Annotated in this window: 17 protein-coding genes; 12 read left to right on the top strand and 5 right to left on the bottom strand. The window is 55.1% G+C overall.

The genetic code is table 11. From position 1 onward, the window contains the following. Positions 1 to 219: 219 nt before the first annotated feature. From mlaD to WC600_11220, 3 genes are read right to left on the bottom strand one after another with little or no spacing between them, the layout of a single operon-like run. Positions 220 to 660 (bottom strand): outer membrane lipid asymmetry maintenance protein MlaD, encoded by a 441-nt coding sequence (mlaD, locus tag WC600_11230; protein ID MFA4903301.1) that lies wholly within the window; start codon positions 658 to 660, stop codon positions 220 to 222. Positions 661 to 668: 8 nt separating this feature from the next. Next, the gene (locus WC600_11225; GenBank protein ID MFA4903300.1) at positions 669 to 1,448 is read right to left on the bottom strand and encodes an ATP-binding cassette domain-containing protein; all 780 of its coding nucleotides are present in this window, start codon (positions 1,446 to 1,448) and stop codon (positions 669 to 671) included. Next, positions 1,415 to 2,185 carry an MlaE family lipid ABC transporter permease subunit gene (locus WC600_11220; GenBank protein ID MFA4903299.1) on the bottom strand — a complete coding sequence of 257 codons (771 nt, stop codon included), beginning with the start codon at positions 2,183 to 2,185 and terminating at the stop codon, positions 1,415 to 1,417. The genes WC600_11225 and WC600_11220 overlap by 34 nt, the downstream gene beginning before the upstream one ends. A gap of 428 nt (positions 2,186 to 2,613) precedes the next feature. Between WC600_11220 and WC600_11215 the strand changes: the two genes are divergently transcribed. From WC600_11215 to WC600_11205, 3 genes are all read left to right on the top strand, one after another. Continuing rightward, positions 2,614 to 3,816 carry a phosphoglycerate kinase gene (locus tag WC600_11215; GenBank protein MFA4903298.1) on the top strand — a complete coding sequence of 401 codons (1,203 nt, stop codon included), beginning with the start codon at positions 2,614 to 2,616 and terminating at the stop codon, positions 3,814 to 3,816. Then, positions 3,809 to 4,564: a triose-phosphate isomerase gene (tpiA, locus tag WC600_11210; protein MFA4903297.1), complete on the top strand. Its 756-nt coding sequence runs from the start codon at positions 3,809 to 3,811 to the stop codon at positions 4,562 to 4,564. The genes WC600_11215 and tpiA overlap by 8 nt, the downstream gene beginning before the upstream one ends. Positions 4,565 to 4,668: 104 nt before the next feature. Further along, on the top strand, positions 4,669 to 4,842 hold the full coding sequence (locus tag WC600_11205) for a YHS domain-containing protein (GenBank protein MFA4903296.1): 174 nt from the start codon (positions 4,669 to 4,671) through the stop codon (positions 4,840 to 4,842). 80 nt (positions 4,843 to 4,922) lie between these two features. Here the strand turns inward: WC600_11205 and WC600_11200 are convergent, their stop codons facing one another. Both WC600_11200 and WC600_11195 read right to left on the bottom strand, forming a co-directional pair. Then, positions 4,923 to 6,011: a hypothetical protein gene (locus WC600_11200; protein ID MFA4903295.1), complete on the bottom strand. Its 1,089-nt coding sequence runs from the start codon at positions 6,009 to 6,011 to the stop codon at positions 4,923 to 4,925. Positions 6,012 to 6,158: 147 nt separating this feature from the next. Continuing rightward, positions 6,159 to 7,136 carry a carbohydrate kinase family protein gene (locus tag WC600_11195; GenBank protein ID MFA4903294.1) on the bottom strand — a complete coding sequence of 326 codons (978 nt, stop codon included), beginning with the start codon at positions 7,134 to 7,136 and terminating at the stop codon, positions 6,159 to 6,161. A gap of 1,499 nt (positions 7,137 to 8,635) precedes the next feature. On the opposite strand from WC600_11195, the gene WC600_11190 reads away from it, so the two are divergent. The 9 genes from WC600_11190 to WC600_11150 all read left to right on the top strand — a co-directional run bounded on the left by WC600_11190 (position 8,636) and on the right by WC600_11150 (position 15,578). Further along, complete coding sequence (locus WC600_11190; GenBank protein MFA4903293.1) at positions 8,636 to 9,070, top strand: Hsp20/alpha crystallin family protein; 435 nt, start codon at positions 8,636 to 8,638, stop codon at positions 9,068 to 9,070. Between the two features lie 15 nt (positions 9,071 to 9,085). After that, positions 9,086 to 11,458 carry an endopeptidase La gene (gene lon / locus WC600_11185; protein ID MFA4903292.1) on the top strand — a complete coding sequence of 791 codons (2,373 nt, stop codon included), beginning with the start codon at positions 9,086 to 9,088 and terminating at the stop codon, positions 11,456 to 11,458. Between the two features lie 54 nt (positions 11,459 to 11,512). Continuing rightward, positions 11,513 to 12,052, top strand: a complete 540-nt coding sequence (locus tag WC600_11180; protein MFA4903291.1) for a hypothetical protein — start codon at positions 11,513 to 11,515, stop codon at positions 12,050 to 12,052. A gap of 26 nt (positions 12,053 to 12,078) precedes the next feature. Then, positions 12,079 to 12,465: a spore germination protein GerW family protein gene (locus WC600_11175; protein ID MFA4903290.1), complete on the top strand. Its 387-nt coding sequence runs from the start codon at positions 12,079 to 12,081 to the stop codon at positions 12,463 to 12,465. An 80-nt stretch (positions 12,466 to 12,545) separates the two neighbouring features. After that, positions 12,546 to 12,683, top strand: coding sequence for a rubredoxin (locus WC600_11170; GenBank protein MFA4903289.1), 138 nt, complete (start codon positions 12,546 to 12,548; stop codon positions 12,681 to 12,683). A gap of 80 nt (positions 12,684 to 12,763) precedes the next feature. Continuing rightward, positions 12,764 to 13,144: a holo-ACP synthase gene (acpS, locus tag WC600_11165; GenBank protein ID MFA4903288.1), complete on the top strand. Its 381-nt coding sequence runs from the start codon at positions 12,764 to 12,766 to the stop codon at positions 13,142 to 13,144. A 67-nt stretch (positions 13,145 to 13,211) separates the two neighbouring features. Further along, on the top strand, positions 13,212 to 14,516 hold the full coding sequence (locus WC600_11160; GenBank protein MFA4903287.1) for a pentapeptide repeat-containing protein: 1,305 nt from the start codon (positions 13,212 to 13,214) through the stop codon (positions 14,514 to 14,516). A 121-nt stretch (positions 14,517 to 14,637) separates the two neighbouring features. Continuing rightward, on the top strand, positions 14,638 to 14,967 hold the full coding sequence (locus WC600_11155) for a hypothetical protein (protein MFA4903286.1): 330 nt from the start codon (positions 14,638 to 14,640) through the stop codon (positions 14,965 to 14,967). A 113-nt stretch (positions 14,968 to 15,080) separates the two neighbouring features. After that, entirely contained in the window at positions 15,081 to 15,578 is a 498-nt protein-coding gene (locus tag WC600_11150) for a YHS domain-containing (seleno)protein (GenBank protein ID MFA4903285.1), read from the top strand. The last annotated feature ends 375 nt before the right edge of the window (positions 15,579 to 15,953 follow it).

The raw sequence follows: 15,953 nt of genomic DNA, 5'->3' as shown, positions 1-15,953 counted from the left end.
TTACCTTCAATCTCGAAAATTCTCCCGGAGACTTGGTGATGGCCGGGAAACCCTTTGCCGCAGCCCCAGCTTTAAGTCAGACTGGTTGTCTCAAAGGCGCAAGAGGAATTCTATTCCTGTTCATCAAGATAAGACCAAAAACAGCAAGTTAAAGACCAGGGTGGGTACTCAGACGGGAAATATCCTTTTTGCCCGGTTTTACCCAACGTTAGCCAAGATTCAAACCTTGCCGTGGATGTAACTGCCAATCAGTTCTTCCAGGTCGATGCCGGATTCGGTGTTGATGATCTTGCCACCCACCGGGATGAGATTTTCCGAGCTACCCGGGGACAACTTAACGAATTTATCCCCGATGATCCCCTTGGTGCGCACGGAGGCGATGGCATCGTCGTGAACTTTAATCCCCTCATGCAACCTCAGGCCGACCCGGGCCTGGTACAGGGAGGTAAGCTGAATGGAATTCACCTGGCCAACTTCCACCCCGGCAATTTCCACCGTGGCCCCGCTTTTGAGTCCGGAGACATTATCAAATATGGCAAAAATCTGGTAACCCTCGCCGTAAATCTCCATCTTGCCCAGATTAATAGCCAGATAAGCCAGGCAAGCCAGGCCCAACAGCACGAAGACACCGACTGTCAGTTCCAGATTGGTTCTTCTCATAAGATTGTCTAATCCTCCAGAAAGTCAACTTCCCCGTGGATGAAACTCTGAACCATCGGGTCGGGATGGCTTTGAATCTCCTCGGGGGTGCCTGCAGCAATAATCCGGCCCTTATGGAGCATTGCCACCTGGTGCGCCACATGAAAGACCTCGGGAATATCGTGGCTTACCATCAAGGCGGTATAGCCACTGTCCTGATGGGTCTTGGAGATGAGATGGAAGACGGTATTGGTCATGGGCGGGTCCAGCCCGGTGACCGGTTCGTCGAAGAACATGATTTCCGGTTCCTGGATCATGGCCCGGGCCAGGGCGACGCGCTTTTTCATGCCACCGCTCAGTTCATCGGGAAACTTGGCTTCCACTTCAGAGGCCAGATTCATCTGGACCAGGCGTTCCCGGACTCGGGTGGCAATCTCGTCTTCGGACAGCCGGGTTTTTTCCCTTAAGGGGAAGGCGATATTTTCAAAGACGCTGAGCGAATCGAAAAGAGCTCCGCCCTGAAAGAGCACCGCGAGGCGCAGTTTGAATTCCCGTAGGCTGTTTCCCTTCAACAGAGCGATATCCCGGTCGTCCACGAGGATCTGACCGGAGTCGGGTTTTAACAGGCCGATGATGTGCTTCAAGAGCACACTTTTGCCCACGCCGCTCTTGCCGATCACCACGGTAATCTGACCGGTGGGAATCTCGAGGTTGATGCCGTCCAGGACCTTGTGACCGCGGAAGGATTTGACCAGATTGATGATCTTGATCATGGTTACATAAAGAAAGACGTGAGAACGTAGTCCCACGCCAGCACCAGCACCGCAGACAAGACCACGGTCTGGTTGGTAGCTTTGCTTACGCCCTCGGCGCCATGTTCGGTGTAGTAGCCATTGTAGCAGGCCACCAGGATGATGGTGAGGCCAAAGACCAGGGACTTGACGATGCCGCCGTTAACATCGTTCATTACCACGCTCTGGGTCATGCTGGAAAAATATGATCCGGAACTTACTCCCAAAAGGACAACGCCCACCAGGTAGCCGCCCAGGATGCCCACTACGTCAAAAATCGCGGTGAGCAAGGGTACCGCAATGACTCCCGCCAGCAGCTTTGGCATCACCACATATTGGATGGGGTTAACGGCCATGGTGTCCAGGGCGTCCAGTTGTTCGGTTATCCGCATGATCCCGATCTCAGCCGTGACCGCCGAGCCGGCTCGGGCTGAAACCATGATTCCGGTGAGCACTGGCCCCATTTCACGTATCAGACCCAAAGCCACCACCGACCCCAGTGCCCCTTCGGAACCATACCTTCTCAAAGTGTAATAGCCCTGCAAGGCCATGACCATGCCCGTAAAAGCCGCGGTAAGCATGACGATCAGGGTGGATCTGACCCCAATATTCTGTAATTCCTGGAGAAACCGCCGGAACCGGAAAGGCGGTACGCAGGCCAAACCCAGACCTTCCAGGAGGAAGATCATCATGCCCCCGGCTTCTTGAACCAGATTCAACGAGCGTTGCCCTAGTTGACGAATTGGATTGGCCATGGAGAATCCCATAAAAATTAACATCTAGACTTAAATTAAAATAGTGTAAAAAGCAAGAGTCAAAGGGTTTGATGGGCGCATTCACACAATTCCGAAGCGCTGGCCCAGGGCCCCAGCAAAAGACCTCTTCAGGGAGCCGCGAGTTCGTCAACCTCCGAGGTCAACATCCCCGACTCACATTATCTTATCCTCCTTTTCGGAAAATCCCCCCAAAAAGATAAAATCATTGACGGCCAGAATAACTCTGATTAACATAAAGCCGTACTTATAAAGCCTTTGAGCCTTGCGGCCGTCATTTTGCAACGGGAGGAGGAATGGCGGTCAGGATAGCTATTAATGGATTTCCCACCGGATATGAGACCTGGCGGTGCATGTGGATCGCCACCTGGATTAATTTATAAGTAATTTGTGAGTAATAGGAGCTGCCAGTGAAGTATATCGACGAAATTGACATCAAAGGGAAAACCCTTTTTATCCGGGTGGATTTCAACGTCCCCTTAGACCAGAACCTCAATATTACGGACGATACTCGTATCCGGGCGGTGTTGCCCACCATCAATTATTGTCTGGAGGCCGACGCCAAAGTGGTCCTGGCCTCTCATTTGGGGCGGCCCAAAGGCCAAAGGGTGGAGGCCTACTCCCTGGCCCCGGTGGCCCGTCGGCTGGCCTATCGGCTGCATAAGAAGGTGAACCTGGCACCGGATTGCATCGGTCCCGAAGTGGATCAGCTCAAGGCGGAAATGAAGCCCGGCGATGTGCTGCTCCTGGAAAACCTGCGGTTTCACGCCGAGGAAGAAAAAAACGATCCCGATTTTTCCCGGGAATTGATGAAAGGCATCGATATCTATGTGGACGATGCCTTTGCGGTGGCGCACCGGGCCCACGCCTCGGTGGAAGCGGTCACCCATTTTGCCCCCATCTGCGTCGGCGGCTTTTTGATGCGGGATGAGGTGCATTATTTTCACCGTTCCATGGAAGACCCGGCCCGGCCCCTGGCGGCCATCATTGGCGGCGCCAAAGTTTCCAGCAAGCTCATTGCCCTGAAGAATCTCTTGCAGCACGTGGACAAGATGATCATCGGCGGGGCCATGGCCAATACCTTTCTGAAGAGCATGGGGTATGAAGTGGGCAAATCCCTCACGGACGATAACCTGTTGGACGCGGCCAGAGAGATCATGGCCGAGGCCTTGCAGAAGAACGTGAAATTTTACCTGCCGGTGGATTGCGTGGTGGCCGACAGGTTGGATAAACAGGCCGAAACCAAGATTACTCCGGTGCAGGAAGTGCCCCGGGAATGGCTCATCACCGACATCGGTCCGGCCACTGTCACCCTCTTTGGCGAGGCGCTGCAAAACGCCAAAACCATTATCTGGAACGGACCCATGGGAGCTTTTGAGTTCGACGCCTTCAGCCGGGGCACCATGGCCATGGTCCAGAAGGTGGCGGAATCTTATGCCCTGACCATCGTTGGCGGCGGCGATACCGATGTGGCCTTGCACAAGGCCGGGGACTTCCAGAAATTTTCTTATGTCTCCACAGGCGGGGGCGCCTTCATTGAACTGCTGGAAGGTAAAAAGTTGCCGGGTATCACGGCCCTGGAGGAATGGGCCGAGGGGAATCCCAATGTCTGAGCGCCAGCCTTTCATCGCGGGAAACTGGAAGATGCACAAGACTCTGGCCGAAGCCAGGGCACTGGCCCGGGACATCCGGCAGGGGATGGGACCGGGGCGGCGGGCTGAAGTGGCGGTCGCCCCGCCTTATACCGCCCTGGCCGCAGTGGCCGAAGAGCTGTCCGGGTCCGACATCCGCCTGGCGGCCCAAGACTCTTTTTGGGAAAAGCAGGGGGCCTACACCGGCGCCATTTCTCCTGTGATGCTGGCCGATGTGGGCTGCCATTATGTCATCATCGGGCATTCCGAGCGGCGCCAGCACTTCGGCGAGACCAATGCCACGGTCAATCGCCGACTTCAAGCAGTCCTGGAGAGCGGTCTAGCCGTCATCCTCTGTGTGGGCGAAACCCTGGGGGAACGGGAAGCGGACCGGACCTTCGAGCTCGTGCGCACGCAGCTGCGCGAGGGGTTGGCTGGTGTGGCCGCGGGCCCGGACCGCCTGGTTATCGCCTACGAGCCGGTATGGGCCATCGGCACCGGTAAAACTGCTACACCCCAGCAGGCCCAGGAAGTTCATGCCTTCATCCGCAGTCTGCTGCGGGAGTTCATGGGGCCTCACGCCGAAGCAATCCGTATTCAGTATGGCGGCAGCGTCACCCCGGACAACGCCGCAACTCTCCTGGGTCAACCGGATATCGATGGCGCGCTGGTGGGAGGCGCTTCCCTCAAGCCCGAGTTGTTTTTGCCCATCATCAATGCGGCCGGGTGATCCAGAACTTCATTGAAGCCGGTGTGGAAATGCCACGGTTCCCTTGACGGCGGGATAGAGGCTTCTTAGTCTTTATATAAGTTTAAGTTCATAAGGAGAGAGCCATGGCCAAAGATCCAGCCAAATGTGACGTGGACCCGGTGTGTATGATGGACCTGAAGGACATGCATGGAAAGTTCGCATATGAGTTTGAAGATGAGACCTATTATTTCTGTTCCGAACTCTGCAAGGACCAGTTTGCCAAGGAACCGAAAAAATTCGTCAAGAAACAGAAATAGCGACCTTGCGCTGCGTTATTATGACCCCACGATGAATTTGGAGGGCGGTTCTTAAAACCGCCCTTTGCTTTTATCTGCGCTCAACCCTCAGCGGCCACGGCCTCGCTCCGGAGTTTGGCCCGCATGGCCAGGCTCTCCTTGGCGATTTTGGCGCGGTCGATGCCCTTGGACAGATAAATGTTTAACATATGGCCATTAAGACCCGTCATAATGGGATCGATCGTGTCTTCCGGGAGCACCAGGCTCCGAGACTTGTCCCGGGTCTCCGGGGCCGCCACTTCCAGCACCCCTTCTTTGCCCCACGACTGAAAAACCGCGGTTAACAGCGCGATAGACCAGGCGCTATCCGACACCAGCACCACTTCCGCGGCATTCATCGCGTTGCTGTCGCCGTTGAAGGAAATGGCCAGGCCACCCCCGGCCCGCACCGCCTCGAAGGCCTGGACGTCGGTGGTGCTGTCCCCTATATAGATGGTTTCTGACATTTTCAGGCCGGTTTTCACGAGAATGTCGGCCACGGCTTTGGCCTTCTCAGGCCCGCCGAAGGGCTTCACTTCCTTCAGGAGGGCGCCGATCCCCATGGCCGGGAGCAGCTCCCCAAAGATCCGGTCCAGCGTGGCCGCGGCCTCCTGCACTGCCCCCGGTAGGTCCGTGATTGATGCGGCCTCGTGCAGCTCGATCTCCGGCGCCCCGGTAATTTCTTCCTGGAGGCCCAGTAATTCCGCGGTTTCGGCCGCGGCAAGCTCAAAGCGGTCCAGACCCAGTTCGGTGCAAAAGACGTGTTGTGGTTTAAAACCCAACTTGAGCCCCACGGCGTTGGCAAATTGCCGGTAGCTGGTGCTGATCTCAAAAATGGGCAAATTGCGGCCGCGGAGGAACTGATAGGCGCCTTCGGCCCCGGGCATCAGCATCATGGTCTGCCGGGAGTAAGTCCCGATCTGGGCATTGGTGAGGCCATGGGCCTTCAAAAAAGGCAGGATGAGCTTGAGGATGTTCCCGGATTGGTACCCGGGCTTTTTGGCCACCTCCGCCAGGTAATTGTCATAGCGGCTTACCTGCCGGAAAAACCGGTCCCCCTGGGGCTTAATAAAGTCCCGGCAGAGCTCAAAAGCGTTGTCATTGAGAGCCAGGGGACCCTCGCAATTGGTAATCAACTGGACCTTGGACATACTTTCCCCTTATCTGTCATAGCTTACAGCCTGATGATATCATTAATTTTTTGTCGATGCGGTTTATATCCGCGCTTTTTCCCCTGTAGGAGCGGGTTTTAAACCAGCCCCTACGCAAGCAGTGGCCCGACTTTTCCCCTGAATTATTCAAGCCTGTTGCAGCAGTTGTATCTGTCGTTCTATAAAGATCTTATCCGGGTAGCTCTCGCGCCCGGCGCCCCCGAGGCTCACTGCTGCGGCCCGGTTGCCCAGGCGCACGCAAAGATTGAGATGCAGCCCGGCCAGGCGTCCGGCCAGGTAGCCTGCGGCGAAGACGTCACCCGCGCCCAGGGTATCCACCAATTCTCCGCCCAGCTCCACCGGAAAATCCAGATGGCGAAGCGGCGTCAGCAGCCGGGCGCCCCGGCCCCCCCGTTTGATCACCACCAGGGGCGGGGCCCAGGTGGGGTGAACGTTGATATCTCCCCCCAATAGCCGCCACTCGATTTCGTTTAGCAGCAGGGTTTCTGTGTGATCCAGGATGGCTTCAATGGCCTGCCAGCCGCGTCGGGCATAGAGTTCCCCCGGGTCCAGGCTGAGGCGCACCGATTCCTGGACCCGGCTGGCGATCATCCCCTGGAGCGCCAGAGGGCCGTCTCCCGCGAGCGCGGTGAGGTGGAGAAAAGTTGTATTGTTAAGGGCTTCCCAGGGAATATCCCGCTCGTCTATATCATCATTGGTATTGGGCGCCAGCAGGATGGTGCGTTCGCCTTCCGGGTCCGCCAGGATATAGGCCCGGCCGCTTTCCCCTTTGGTGATCACGTGCGCCAGATCCACCCCGGCCAGGCTTTTTATAAGAAATTCTCCATCGGCATCATTCCCTACGCGTCCTACCAGGGTTACCGGGATACCCAGACAGGCCAGGGCATAGGCCGTGTTGGCGGCCATGCCGCCGCCGAAGCGCCCTGCCGGCCGGCCGTACCGGCCCAGCAGTTCCTTGAGGCGGGACTCCTCTCCCCGGGATACGGCCTCTTCGCCCCCCCGGGTCAATCCGGTGCCCCAGTCCTTCAGGAAACCCGCCAGATCCTCCACCTGAAACTTCAGGTCAAGGTTGATAGCTCCCAAACAAATTACCTGTGGTGACATGCCTGGAAAACTACCAGGATTTGCGTTTTCGGTCAAGGCAGGGGATAGAGGAAGGCCGGCCAAGCGACCTCTTGCACAAGCCATTTTAAAACCTGCCTTTGATAAGCATAGTCATAATACTCGTTGCCAAAAGGTTTTCAGCCTCACCCCTCACCCTACCCTCTCCCACAAGGGGAGAGGAGAATAAAAGGAAGAACTTTTGACCAGCGCTCTCATGAGCGTAGCGCAGAAGCTCATATTTTTAACGAAGTGAGATCCTGCACTTCGTTCAGAATGAAGGATAAAGACGGTAAAAACGGTGTTTGCATGGCTTAAAATCACCCTAAAATGCGCCAAAAATCGACGAAAATAGTCGGGCGCGGGTCGTTTTTGGGGGCAACTTCGGCACATGTGCCGGGACATTGCCGAGGCGCCCTCGCCATATACCCGGTCTAAACCCGCGTGCATGCGTGTTCCGGTCGACGTTGTGCCAGGGGTGTGCCAGGGTTGTGCCGACCCTGTCCCGGGGTTAATATTCGGCTCCAGCTAAAATTAGCTATTAATATCAATGGATTAATGGTGGGCCAGTATCCTTGTCCCGGGACGCGGCACAGGGGGGAGGGCTGGAGCCTGGCCATAATCCTCAACTTGATTTTAAGTGTCTCACTTTTATCCCGGCAAGGCATGGGGACAGCATAAACTCTGGTCTGCGATGCATCAAACAATGATGAGAAAGATGACAGGCTTTTTAAGCGAGCGTTATCAGGGTTGCAAGCGAGCCTTAAAGACGGCGATGGAGGATTGATGCCGTCGAACAGGTAATTTGGCAGCCGCAGGCTTTACCGTGAAAAACCAAATCCCCCTCAATCCCCCTTTTTCAAAGGGGGACTTTTTCCCCCGTCCCTTTAAAGCCAGCGGGTTTTGGACAAGCAGGGTCGGGCGCGCAGGGAGGTAGCGGCGCCCAAGCTGGAGCTTGGGAACGAGGGCTAAGGCTTGCGCTTGGGAACGAGGGCGAAGTTTTAGTCCTCCTTTCTAAAGGGGAATTTAAGGGGATTATCAAGTGTTATTTAATCCCCCCTACCCCCCTTTAGAAAAGGGGGGTGATTCTTTACCTGTTCAGGCGCACTTGCTTGATTCAAGATCAGGCCGGAATTAGGTTTTGAAATGACTTGTAATACCGAGCTGCATTCAAAGAGCAATGTCGGGTAGGCGCAGACTTATAGCCTGCGCCTGCACAGGCGAGACGCCTGTGCCACCGTTTGAATGCGAATTGGTATAAGAGGTTCTTGCAAAAAGCCGTTTTGTCATCCTGAGCGAAGCGAATGATCTCGTATTTTCAACCACTTATGAGATTCTTCGGTCGCTTCGCTCCCTCAGAATGACAGGCAGGGAGATATTTGCAAGAGGCTCATAAGTCATTGCTTATAAAAAAGCTGCTGGCTTGCAGATAAAAAAGCGCCATCCCTGGATTTTGTCATTAAAATTATTACATTAAGAAGAAATCAATTTTTGAGGAGCTTATGTACCGTCTCATCAAAATCCGAGTCATCCGAGACTTCGACCGCCTGGAAGAACAGGTGCGCCGCGGCCTCGATACCTTGCTGGAAGCCCATAAGACCTCGGCGTCTTTTAGGCCCGCGGCCGATTTCTATGAAACCAGCCAGGGGCTGGTGCTCCGCCTGGAGTTGGCCGGGGTGGCCGCAGAGGACATTTCCCTGTCCTTAACCGCGCACGAACTGGTAGTGCGGGGGCGGCGCCGGCCTCCCCCTCCGGAAGGCCTCCGGCGCTTTATTCGACTGGAGATAGGTTTCGGCGCGTTTGAACGGCGCTTCACACTCCCCCTCCCCATTGATTCCGAGGGCGTGGAAGCCGCCTATGTGGATGGCATTCTGGAAGTCCGCTTGCCTCGCAAAGTGCCCCAGAGTCGACAGATCACGGTAAAATCCTTAACTTAAGCATATGGAGATATCATGACCAATCATCACGAGACCGACGAAATCCAGGTGGCCATTCCATCTGATGAACAGCCTGGCCCTCGGATCCTCCCCATATTACCGGCAACCGACCTGGTGCTGTTCCCCCGTATCGTCATGCCCCTGGCCCTCTGGGAGGAGCCGGCCCAGAAGCTGGTGCACGAGGTTTTGCTCCAGGATAAGACCCTGGGTTTTTTGACCAGCAAGGAAGAAAAGCCCACGGGGTTTGACCCGAACAATTTTTACAATGTCGGCACCGCCGCGGTCATCTTAAAAATGCGCAAAGCCGACGACGACTCTGTGCGTCTCCTCATTCAAGGCCTGTACCGTTTCCGGGTGGAGAGTTGGGTGGGTCAGGAACCTTACCTGATGGCCCGGATAACCCCTATCCCGGAGGAATACGAACCCTCTCTCGAAGTGGAGGCCCTGGTTTCCAACGTCAAAGGCCTCTTCCTGAAAATGTTGGAGCTCTCCCCCTACCTGCCCTCGGAACTGGGGGCCTTGGTGCGGGAGTTCAGCGACCCCCGGGTCCTGGCCGACGTCACCGCGGGCAGCCTTAATATTTCCAAAGCCGAGAAGCAGGAAATGCTGGAGACCATCGATGTGACGGAGCGCCTGCGAAAGGTATTGACCGCCATCAACCGGGAGTTGGAAATCCTGGAGTTGGGCAAGAAGATTCAGGGCCAGGTGAAGACCGAGATGGACAAGGCCCAGAAGGAATACTACATCCGGGAACACATCAAGGTCTTGCAGAAGGAACTGGGGGAAGGGGATGACCGCACTCGGGACGTCGACGATCTGCAGTTCCGCCTGGAGGAGGCGGAGTTGCCGCCCCACGCCATGAAAGAGGCGGAACGGGAACTGAACCGTCTGAAACGCACTCCGCCTACGTCGCCGGATCACCAGGTCATCCGCAATTTCCTGGAGTGGCTCATCGAGTTGCCCTGGGCCAAATCTACCGAGGACAACCTGGACCTGCACCAAGCCCGGGAAATCCTGGACGAGGACCACTATGACCTGGAAAAAGTGAAAAAGCGCATCCTGGAATACCTGGCGGTGCGCAAACTCAAGCCCGACCTGAAAGGCCCCATCCTTTGCTTCGTAGGCCCGCCGGGCACCGGCAAGACCTCTTTAGGCCGCTCCATCGCAAGGGCACTGGGCCGCAAGTTTGTGCGCCTCTCGTTAGGGGGGGTCCGGGATGAAGCCGAGATTCGGGGCCATCGCCGCACTTATGTGGGGGCTCTCCCTGGCCGCATCATCCAGTCCATCCGCAAAGCCGGCTCCAACAACCCGGTGTTTATTCTGGATGAAGTGGACAAGATCGGGGCCGATTTTAGGGGAGACCCATCGTCTGCCCTCTTGGAGGTTTTGGACCCGGAACAGAATAACACTTTTTCCGACCATTACCTGGAGGTGGACTTCGACCTGTCCAAGGTCATGTTTATCACCACCGCCAATCTTCTGGACCCCATCCCGCCGGCCCTGCGGGACCGCATGGAGGTCTTGGAACTCACCGGCTACACCGAGGAGGAGAAGCTGGAGATCGCCTTCAGCCACCTCCTGCCCCGGCAACTGGAGGCTCACGGTCTGACTGTCGAGCAGATGGAGCTCACCCGCGAGGCCGTCCGCCGGGTCATCGCCTCCTACACTCGGGAGGCGGGGCTACGGAACCTGGAGCGGGAAATCGCCGCGCTCTGCCGGGGCGTGGCCCGGGAAGTGGCGGAAGGCGGCCGTCAGCAGGTCAAGATCGATGACGCTGACGTGACCCAGTACTTGGGACCGCCGCGCTTTTTCCGGGACGCGGCTCTGGATCACCCCGAACCGGGCGTGGCCACGGGGCTGGCCTGGACCCCAACCGGCGGCGACATCCTCTTCATTGAAGTCCTGCGCATGCCGGGCAAGGGGAGCCTGAAACTCACCGGGCAGTTGGGTGATGTCATGAAAGAGTCCGCCAACGCCGCGTTGTCCTACATTCGGGCGCGGGCCCCCTTCCTGGGGATCGAGGAAGACTTCTTCGAGAAGTCCGACCTCCACATCCACGTGCCTGCGGGCGCCATCCCCAAGGACGGCCCCTCTGCCGGGGTGGCCATGCTCACTGCCCTGGTGTCGCTCTTATCGGGCCGCGCCGTGAAAAAAAACCTGGCCATGACCGGCGAAATCACCCTCCGGGGCCATGTGCTCCCGGTGGGCGGCATCAAGAACAAGGTCCTGGCCGCGCACCGGGCCGGTATCCAGGAGATCATTCTCCCGGCCCAAAACCAGGTGGACCTGGAGGAGATTCCCGAGTCCGTGCGGGGTGAACTCACCTTTCACTTGGTTTCGCGCCTGGACGAGGCCCTGGAGTTCGCCTTTCCGCGCGGGAAAGAGTGAGGACAGGGGGCTAGCCCCCTGCCTATGCTTTCCCCGAGGCTTTCTGGAAGCCCTATGAGCTACTTGATTCTGAGTGTGATTCTGATGGGGGTGGTCATTCTGGCGGCCCCCATTTCCCTGGGGTACGATTCCGGAGAGAACTGGCTCAAGATCAGATGGCTGGGCCTGTCCCTGAAGAAAAGCTTGGCTGAGGAGAAACCCAAAAAGCAGGAAGCCAGCACCGAAAAGAGGGAAAGGCGTGGCTGGGCGGTGCTTAAGCGGCTGTGGGCCAAGCGGGAACTGTGCCTGGAATTAATTCATCGGGTCTGGCGCTTCATGCTGGAAGTCTTTAAAACGCTCAATTTCCGGGATTCGCAAGCCGCCATCTCCCTGCCTGACCCCATGTGGAACGGCCTGCTTTTTGCGGTGGCAAGCAATATCCACCTGGAGAATGTTTCTCTGTCGGTGAATTTTGAAAACCGCAATTATGCCAAAATCCGGGTGACGATTTATCCTTACCGGGTGGCCTCGAAACTAACCACTTTTTTGATTCAACTGCCTTATATAAGGATATTGAGATTCGCCTGGGACCTCAAAAACCTGACAAGACCATAACATAAGGATAAATAAGGAGAAAAGCTATGGCGGCTCCTGCTGTGGAAATTATCGGCAAGCTCATGGATGAACTCAAAACCGTTGCCAAAACCGAAACCATCTTAGGGCAGGAGATTAAGGTGGGAGAATTCACCCTGATTCCTATTTCCAGAATCTCTCTGGGGGTCGGCGCGGGTGGCGGAAAAGGCACCGACAACAAGAAAGAAGGGGAGGGCGGTGGCGGTGGCGGCGGGGTGATGGTCACGCCCATTGCCTTTATCGTCATTAAAGGAGACGAAATTTCTTTCCATGGCATTAAACGCGGCGGCGCCCTGGATGGGCTCTTTGAACATCTTCCCGAAATAACCGACAAAATTCTGGCTAAATGCCATGCGGAAGAGGTAAAAGGAGAGCAGGCGGAGCCCGAAGCCTAATCCCGTCACATGATGGACACGACATCCAGACTTAGGATGGAGGCAGCAATTATAACCTGTTAGCTCTGGAGGATATCAACATGGCCGTCTTTACCTGCGAGAAATGTGGCGAAAAAGTGGAGACCCGGTGCAAACCCAAAAAGTGCCCGGCGTGCAGCGAATCGGGCTGTATGGGCAAAGCAGAGGCCCCGGCCGTCAAAAAAGAACCAAAGAAGTAACGGCTAGCCCGTGGTCTCTATGACCGGAGCGGTGTTTATCTTGGCCAAAACTGAAAGCTGATAACTGATTACTGGTTTCTATGATTTACGGCATCGGCGTTGACCTGGTGAAGGTGGCCCGGATCGAGCGGGTCTTGGAGCGCTATGGCGACCGGTTTTTAGACCGCGTCTTCACGAGCCGGGAGATCGCCTACTGCCGGGGGAAGGCCTGGGCCGCGTCCGCCCTGGCCATGCGCTTTGCCGCGAAGGAAGCCTTTTCCAAGGCGTTAGGGGTGGGCCTGCGCAAAGGCGGCATCCGCTGGCGGGAGGTGGAGGTAGTCCCCAACCCCATAGGCAAGCCCGAAATTTTCGTAAGCGGCCGGGCCGCGGCCCTCTGTGAGACCGCGGGCATCGCCAACATGCACCTGTCCCTCACCGACGAAGATAGCCGGGCCTTGGCGGTGGTGATTTTGGAGCGGTGATGTCATTTACTTTATACAAAGGCCACTATGTTTTAAAGAAGACCTTGCTCAATAGGTAAATAATATTATGCCGACTTGTAATTTCAACAAGCCTAGGAGAAAAGACGTTTATTATCCTGATTTATGCCAGAATCCCCAATTAGAATCAGACCCAGAGGGCATGTGCATTTTACATTCCCGTCAGTTGGATAAAGATTTAAATGCCTTTAGCGCTTCAATTATGGAGAAATTGGAGCGAAAAGACTATAACTTCCGCGGTGTCTTTTTCCCGGGTGATATGCTTTTATTTGCACGCCAAGTATTTCATAATGCCAATTTTGAACATGCTGAATTTAATAGTTGGACATTCTTTGAGAATTCGCAATTTTCAGGCGAGACCAACTTTTCCCAGGTTAAATTTGGCGTATTTGTCAGTTTTATTAAAGCAAAATTTTGTGGAAGGGCTAACTTTTATCTGGCTAAATTTAATGGCAATGTTGACTTTTCTGAAACCGAGTTTGACGATCAGGCTATTTTTACTGCCGCCCAATTTGCAGGCCAGGCGACTTTTGCAACAATTAATTTCCAATCTCCAAAAGAGCGGGATCACCCTTTTATTGGTAATTTTCGTGACCTTAAGATTGAGCACAGCACGGTGGTAAGGTTTCAGGACCTATCGCTTGCCAATGTGGCGTTTGCTGGCACAGATTTGCGGCACATTGAATATCGTAATATAACTTGGCATTCTTACAGTAATTGGTTTTTTAGAAAGGATGTGAAATGGTTACCGATTCGGCAAGCTGTCTATGATGAGGTATTGTTAGATGAGAAGGAACCATCTCTTTTCTATAGGGCTAAAGCCAATCTTATCAATATTGCATTGTTTTGGAGATGGCCCTATTTAAAGATTTCAAAACCAAACAAAGCCGAGTATGCAAGAGTTGAGGAGCTTTACAGGTATATTAGGATCAATTATGAAAACGAGGGAGACTATAAAAACGCGGGCGATTTCCATTACGGCGAAATGGAGATGCACCGGCGAGCCAGCCCTTGGAGGCGCTGGATTTTTTTCTCCTGGTATAATCTATATAGGTCTTTAAGTGGTTATGGTGAACGGCCCTTATGGGCCTTAATGTGGCTCGTTATATTATTGTTTGGCCTGTCGGGATTAGTCTGGAGGCTGGGATTGGAGGTTGTCAATCCTCTCCACATAGCCGATTTTGGAGATTCATTTATTTATCTCCTCCAAAAGGCCACCCTCCAGCGGCCCACGTGGGCCGAACCCGTGACCTTTATGGGGAAACTGATAGCCGGGTTCAGTGTCTTGCTTATCCCCGGTCAGACGGCCTTATTTTTGCTGGCCCTGCGCAACCGCCTGGGCCGCCGCCGTTGAGGCATAGAAGAAAGATGAGAGATTCTTCATTCCGCTCAGAATAACAAGATTTAAGGTAAAGTGGAACAGGCTTTCAGCCTGTTCATCTGCCCTGGCAAGATGCCCGTGCCACTGAGATAAGATGACCGACAACCCCGAAAATAGGTTAGTCGTTTATGGCAGCCTGGCTCCTGGGGAGGCCAATCACTTCCTGCTGGCAGGTCTCAGTGGTGAGTGGGGTCGATGCCAAATCCGGGGATACCTGGGCCACTACCAGGGCTTCAAGTCTTTCCGTTACGACCCCCAAGGGCCGGAGCACCCGGCCTGGCTCCTGGGGTCGGCCGAACTCCCGCTTCTGATCCCCGAGTTGGACGACTTTGAAGGGGAAGGGTACGAGCGCATCATAATCCCTGCGAAGCTCGGTGAGCAGTGGGTCATGGCCCAGGTCTATGAGGGCAAATATTGCGATTGAGGCTGGAGGCGTCCCCCCCCTCACCCTAACCCTCTCCCCCCGCTGGGGGGAGAGGGGACAAGAAGAAAGAACTTTTGGTAAACGCTAGATTTCTTATAAGTGGAGGGTATATTATGAAAATACAGGTAGTTAAGGTATGGCTGGCGCTGCTCATCGTGGGCGGCCTGGTGGCCGCGACCGCGGCACAGCCGCCGCCTACAACCTCCGGGGGCTCGGGTATGGCCCTGCTCAATCTGGAGAACTCCATAGCCCTGCACGGCTACGACCCGGTGGCGTATTTCACCCGCAACCGGGCGGTGAAAGGCAGCAAGCGGATTATTGAGCGGTTAGGGGGCGCCGAGTACCATTTTGCTTCCAGCGGCGACCGGTATGAGTTCCTCCGGGATGCGCCGCGCTATCAACCGCAATTCGGCGGCTACTGCGTCACTTCGATGGCCATGGGCCGCTTGGAGGACATCAATCCCAAGGTCTTCCTGATCTATGACGGGAAGCTCTACCTATTCAACAACCAGGAGTTCCTGGACTTGTTTCTGCGTGACCCTCGCCGGACCATTTATGAGGCCCGGCAACATTACTTTAAGCTGGCCACGCAGCAGCGCGGGACCTATTAAAACCTATTTCAAAACCTGTCTCAAGAGTTAGGTTTCTTCCTCGTAGAAGAAAAGTTTGTTCGCGTTGGTTTTTAAGTCCCCCTTTGAAAAAGGGGGATTTATACCAAGTTGCGCTCATAGAAGTAAAAATAGCTTCGGTTTTGTAGAGGCACACTTGCATGTGCGACCACTCTGAGGGCGGACACATAGGTCCGCCCCTACAAAAACTATAATTACCTGTATGACCGCAACTTGGTATTAGGCAGCAATGTCCGGTTTGGTTTTTGCAAATGAGGAAGTTCGTTGGGCGTAGTCCAACAGCTCAAAAATTCGCTGCGCACTTCCGGCTCCGAGAAGATTACTTCCCCCTCACCCTAACCCTCTCCCCCATTGGGG

It is taken from the genome of Desulfobaccales bacterium (genome assembly GCA_041648175.1).
Classification (GTDB): domain Bacteria; phylum Desulfobacterota; class Desulfobaccia; order Desulfobaccales; family 0-14-0-80-60-11; genus 0-14-0-80-60-11.
This window is presented reverse-complemented; position numbering and strand designations above follow the sequence as displayed.

Excerpts from the sequence above, each read along its gene's own strand:
- mlaD (MFA4903301.1), bottom strand. The coding sequence starts at position 660 with ATGAGAAGAACCAATCTGGAACTGACAGTCGGTGTCTTCGTGCTGTTG.
- WC600_11220 (MFA4903299.1), bottom strand. The coding sequence starts at position 2,185 with ATGGCCAATCCAATTCGTCAACTAGGGCAACGCTCGTTGAATCTGGTT.
- tpiA (MFA4903297.1), top strand. The coding sequence starts at position 3,809 with ATGTCTGAGCGCCAGCCTTTCATCGCGGGAAACTGGAAGATGCACAAG.
- WC600_11205 (MFA4903296.1), top strand. The coding sequence starts at position 4,669 with ATGGCCAAAGATCCAGCCAAATGTGACGTGGACCCGGTGTGTATGATG.
- WC600_11200 (MFA4903295.1), bottom strand. The coding sequence starts at position 6,011 with ATGTCCAAGGTCCAGTTGATTACCAATTGCGAGGGTCCCCTGGCTCTC.
- WC600_11195 (MFA4903294.1), bottom strand. The coding sequence starts at position 7,136 with ATGTCACCACAGGTAATTTGTTTGGGAGCTATCAACCTTGACCTGAAG.
- WC600_11190 (MFA4903293.1), top strand. The coding sequence starts at position 8,636 with ATGTACCGTCTCATCAAAATCCGAGTCATCCGAGACTTCGACCGCCTG.
- lon (MFA4903292.1), top strand. The coding sequence starts at position 9,086 with ATGACCAATCATCACGAGACCGACGAAATCCAGGTGGCCATTCCATCT.
- WC600_11180 (MFA4903291.1), top strand. The coding sequence starts at position 11,513 with ATGAGCTACTTGATTCTGAGTGTGATTCTGATGGGGGTGGTCATTCTG.
- WC600_11175 (MFA4903290.1), top strand. The coding sequence starts at position 12,079 with ATGGCGGCTCCTGCTGTGGAAATTATCGGCAAGCTCATGGATGAACTC.
- WC600_11170 (MFA4903289.1), top strand. The coding sequence starts at position 12,546 with ATGGCCGTCTTTACCTGCGAGAAATGTGGCGAAAAAGTGGAGACCCGG.
- acpS (MFA4903288.1), top strand. The coding sequence starts at position 12,764 with ATGATTTACGGCATCGGCGTTGACCTGGTGAAGGTGGCCCGGATCGAG.
- WC600_11160 (MFA4903287.1), top strand. The coding sequence starts at position 13,212 with ATGCCGACTTGTAATTTCAACAAGCCTAGGAGAAAAGACGTTTATTAT.
- WC600_11155 (MFA4903286.1), top strand. The coding sequence starts at position 14,638 with ATGACCGACAACCCCGAAAATAGGTTAGTCGTTTATGGCAGCCTGGCT.
- WC600_11150 (MFA4903285.1), top strand. The coding sequence starts at position 15,081 with ATGAAAATACAGGTAGTTAAGGTATGGCTGGCGCTGCTCATCGTGGGC.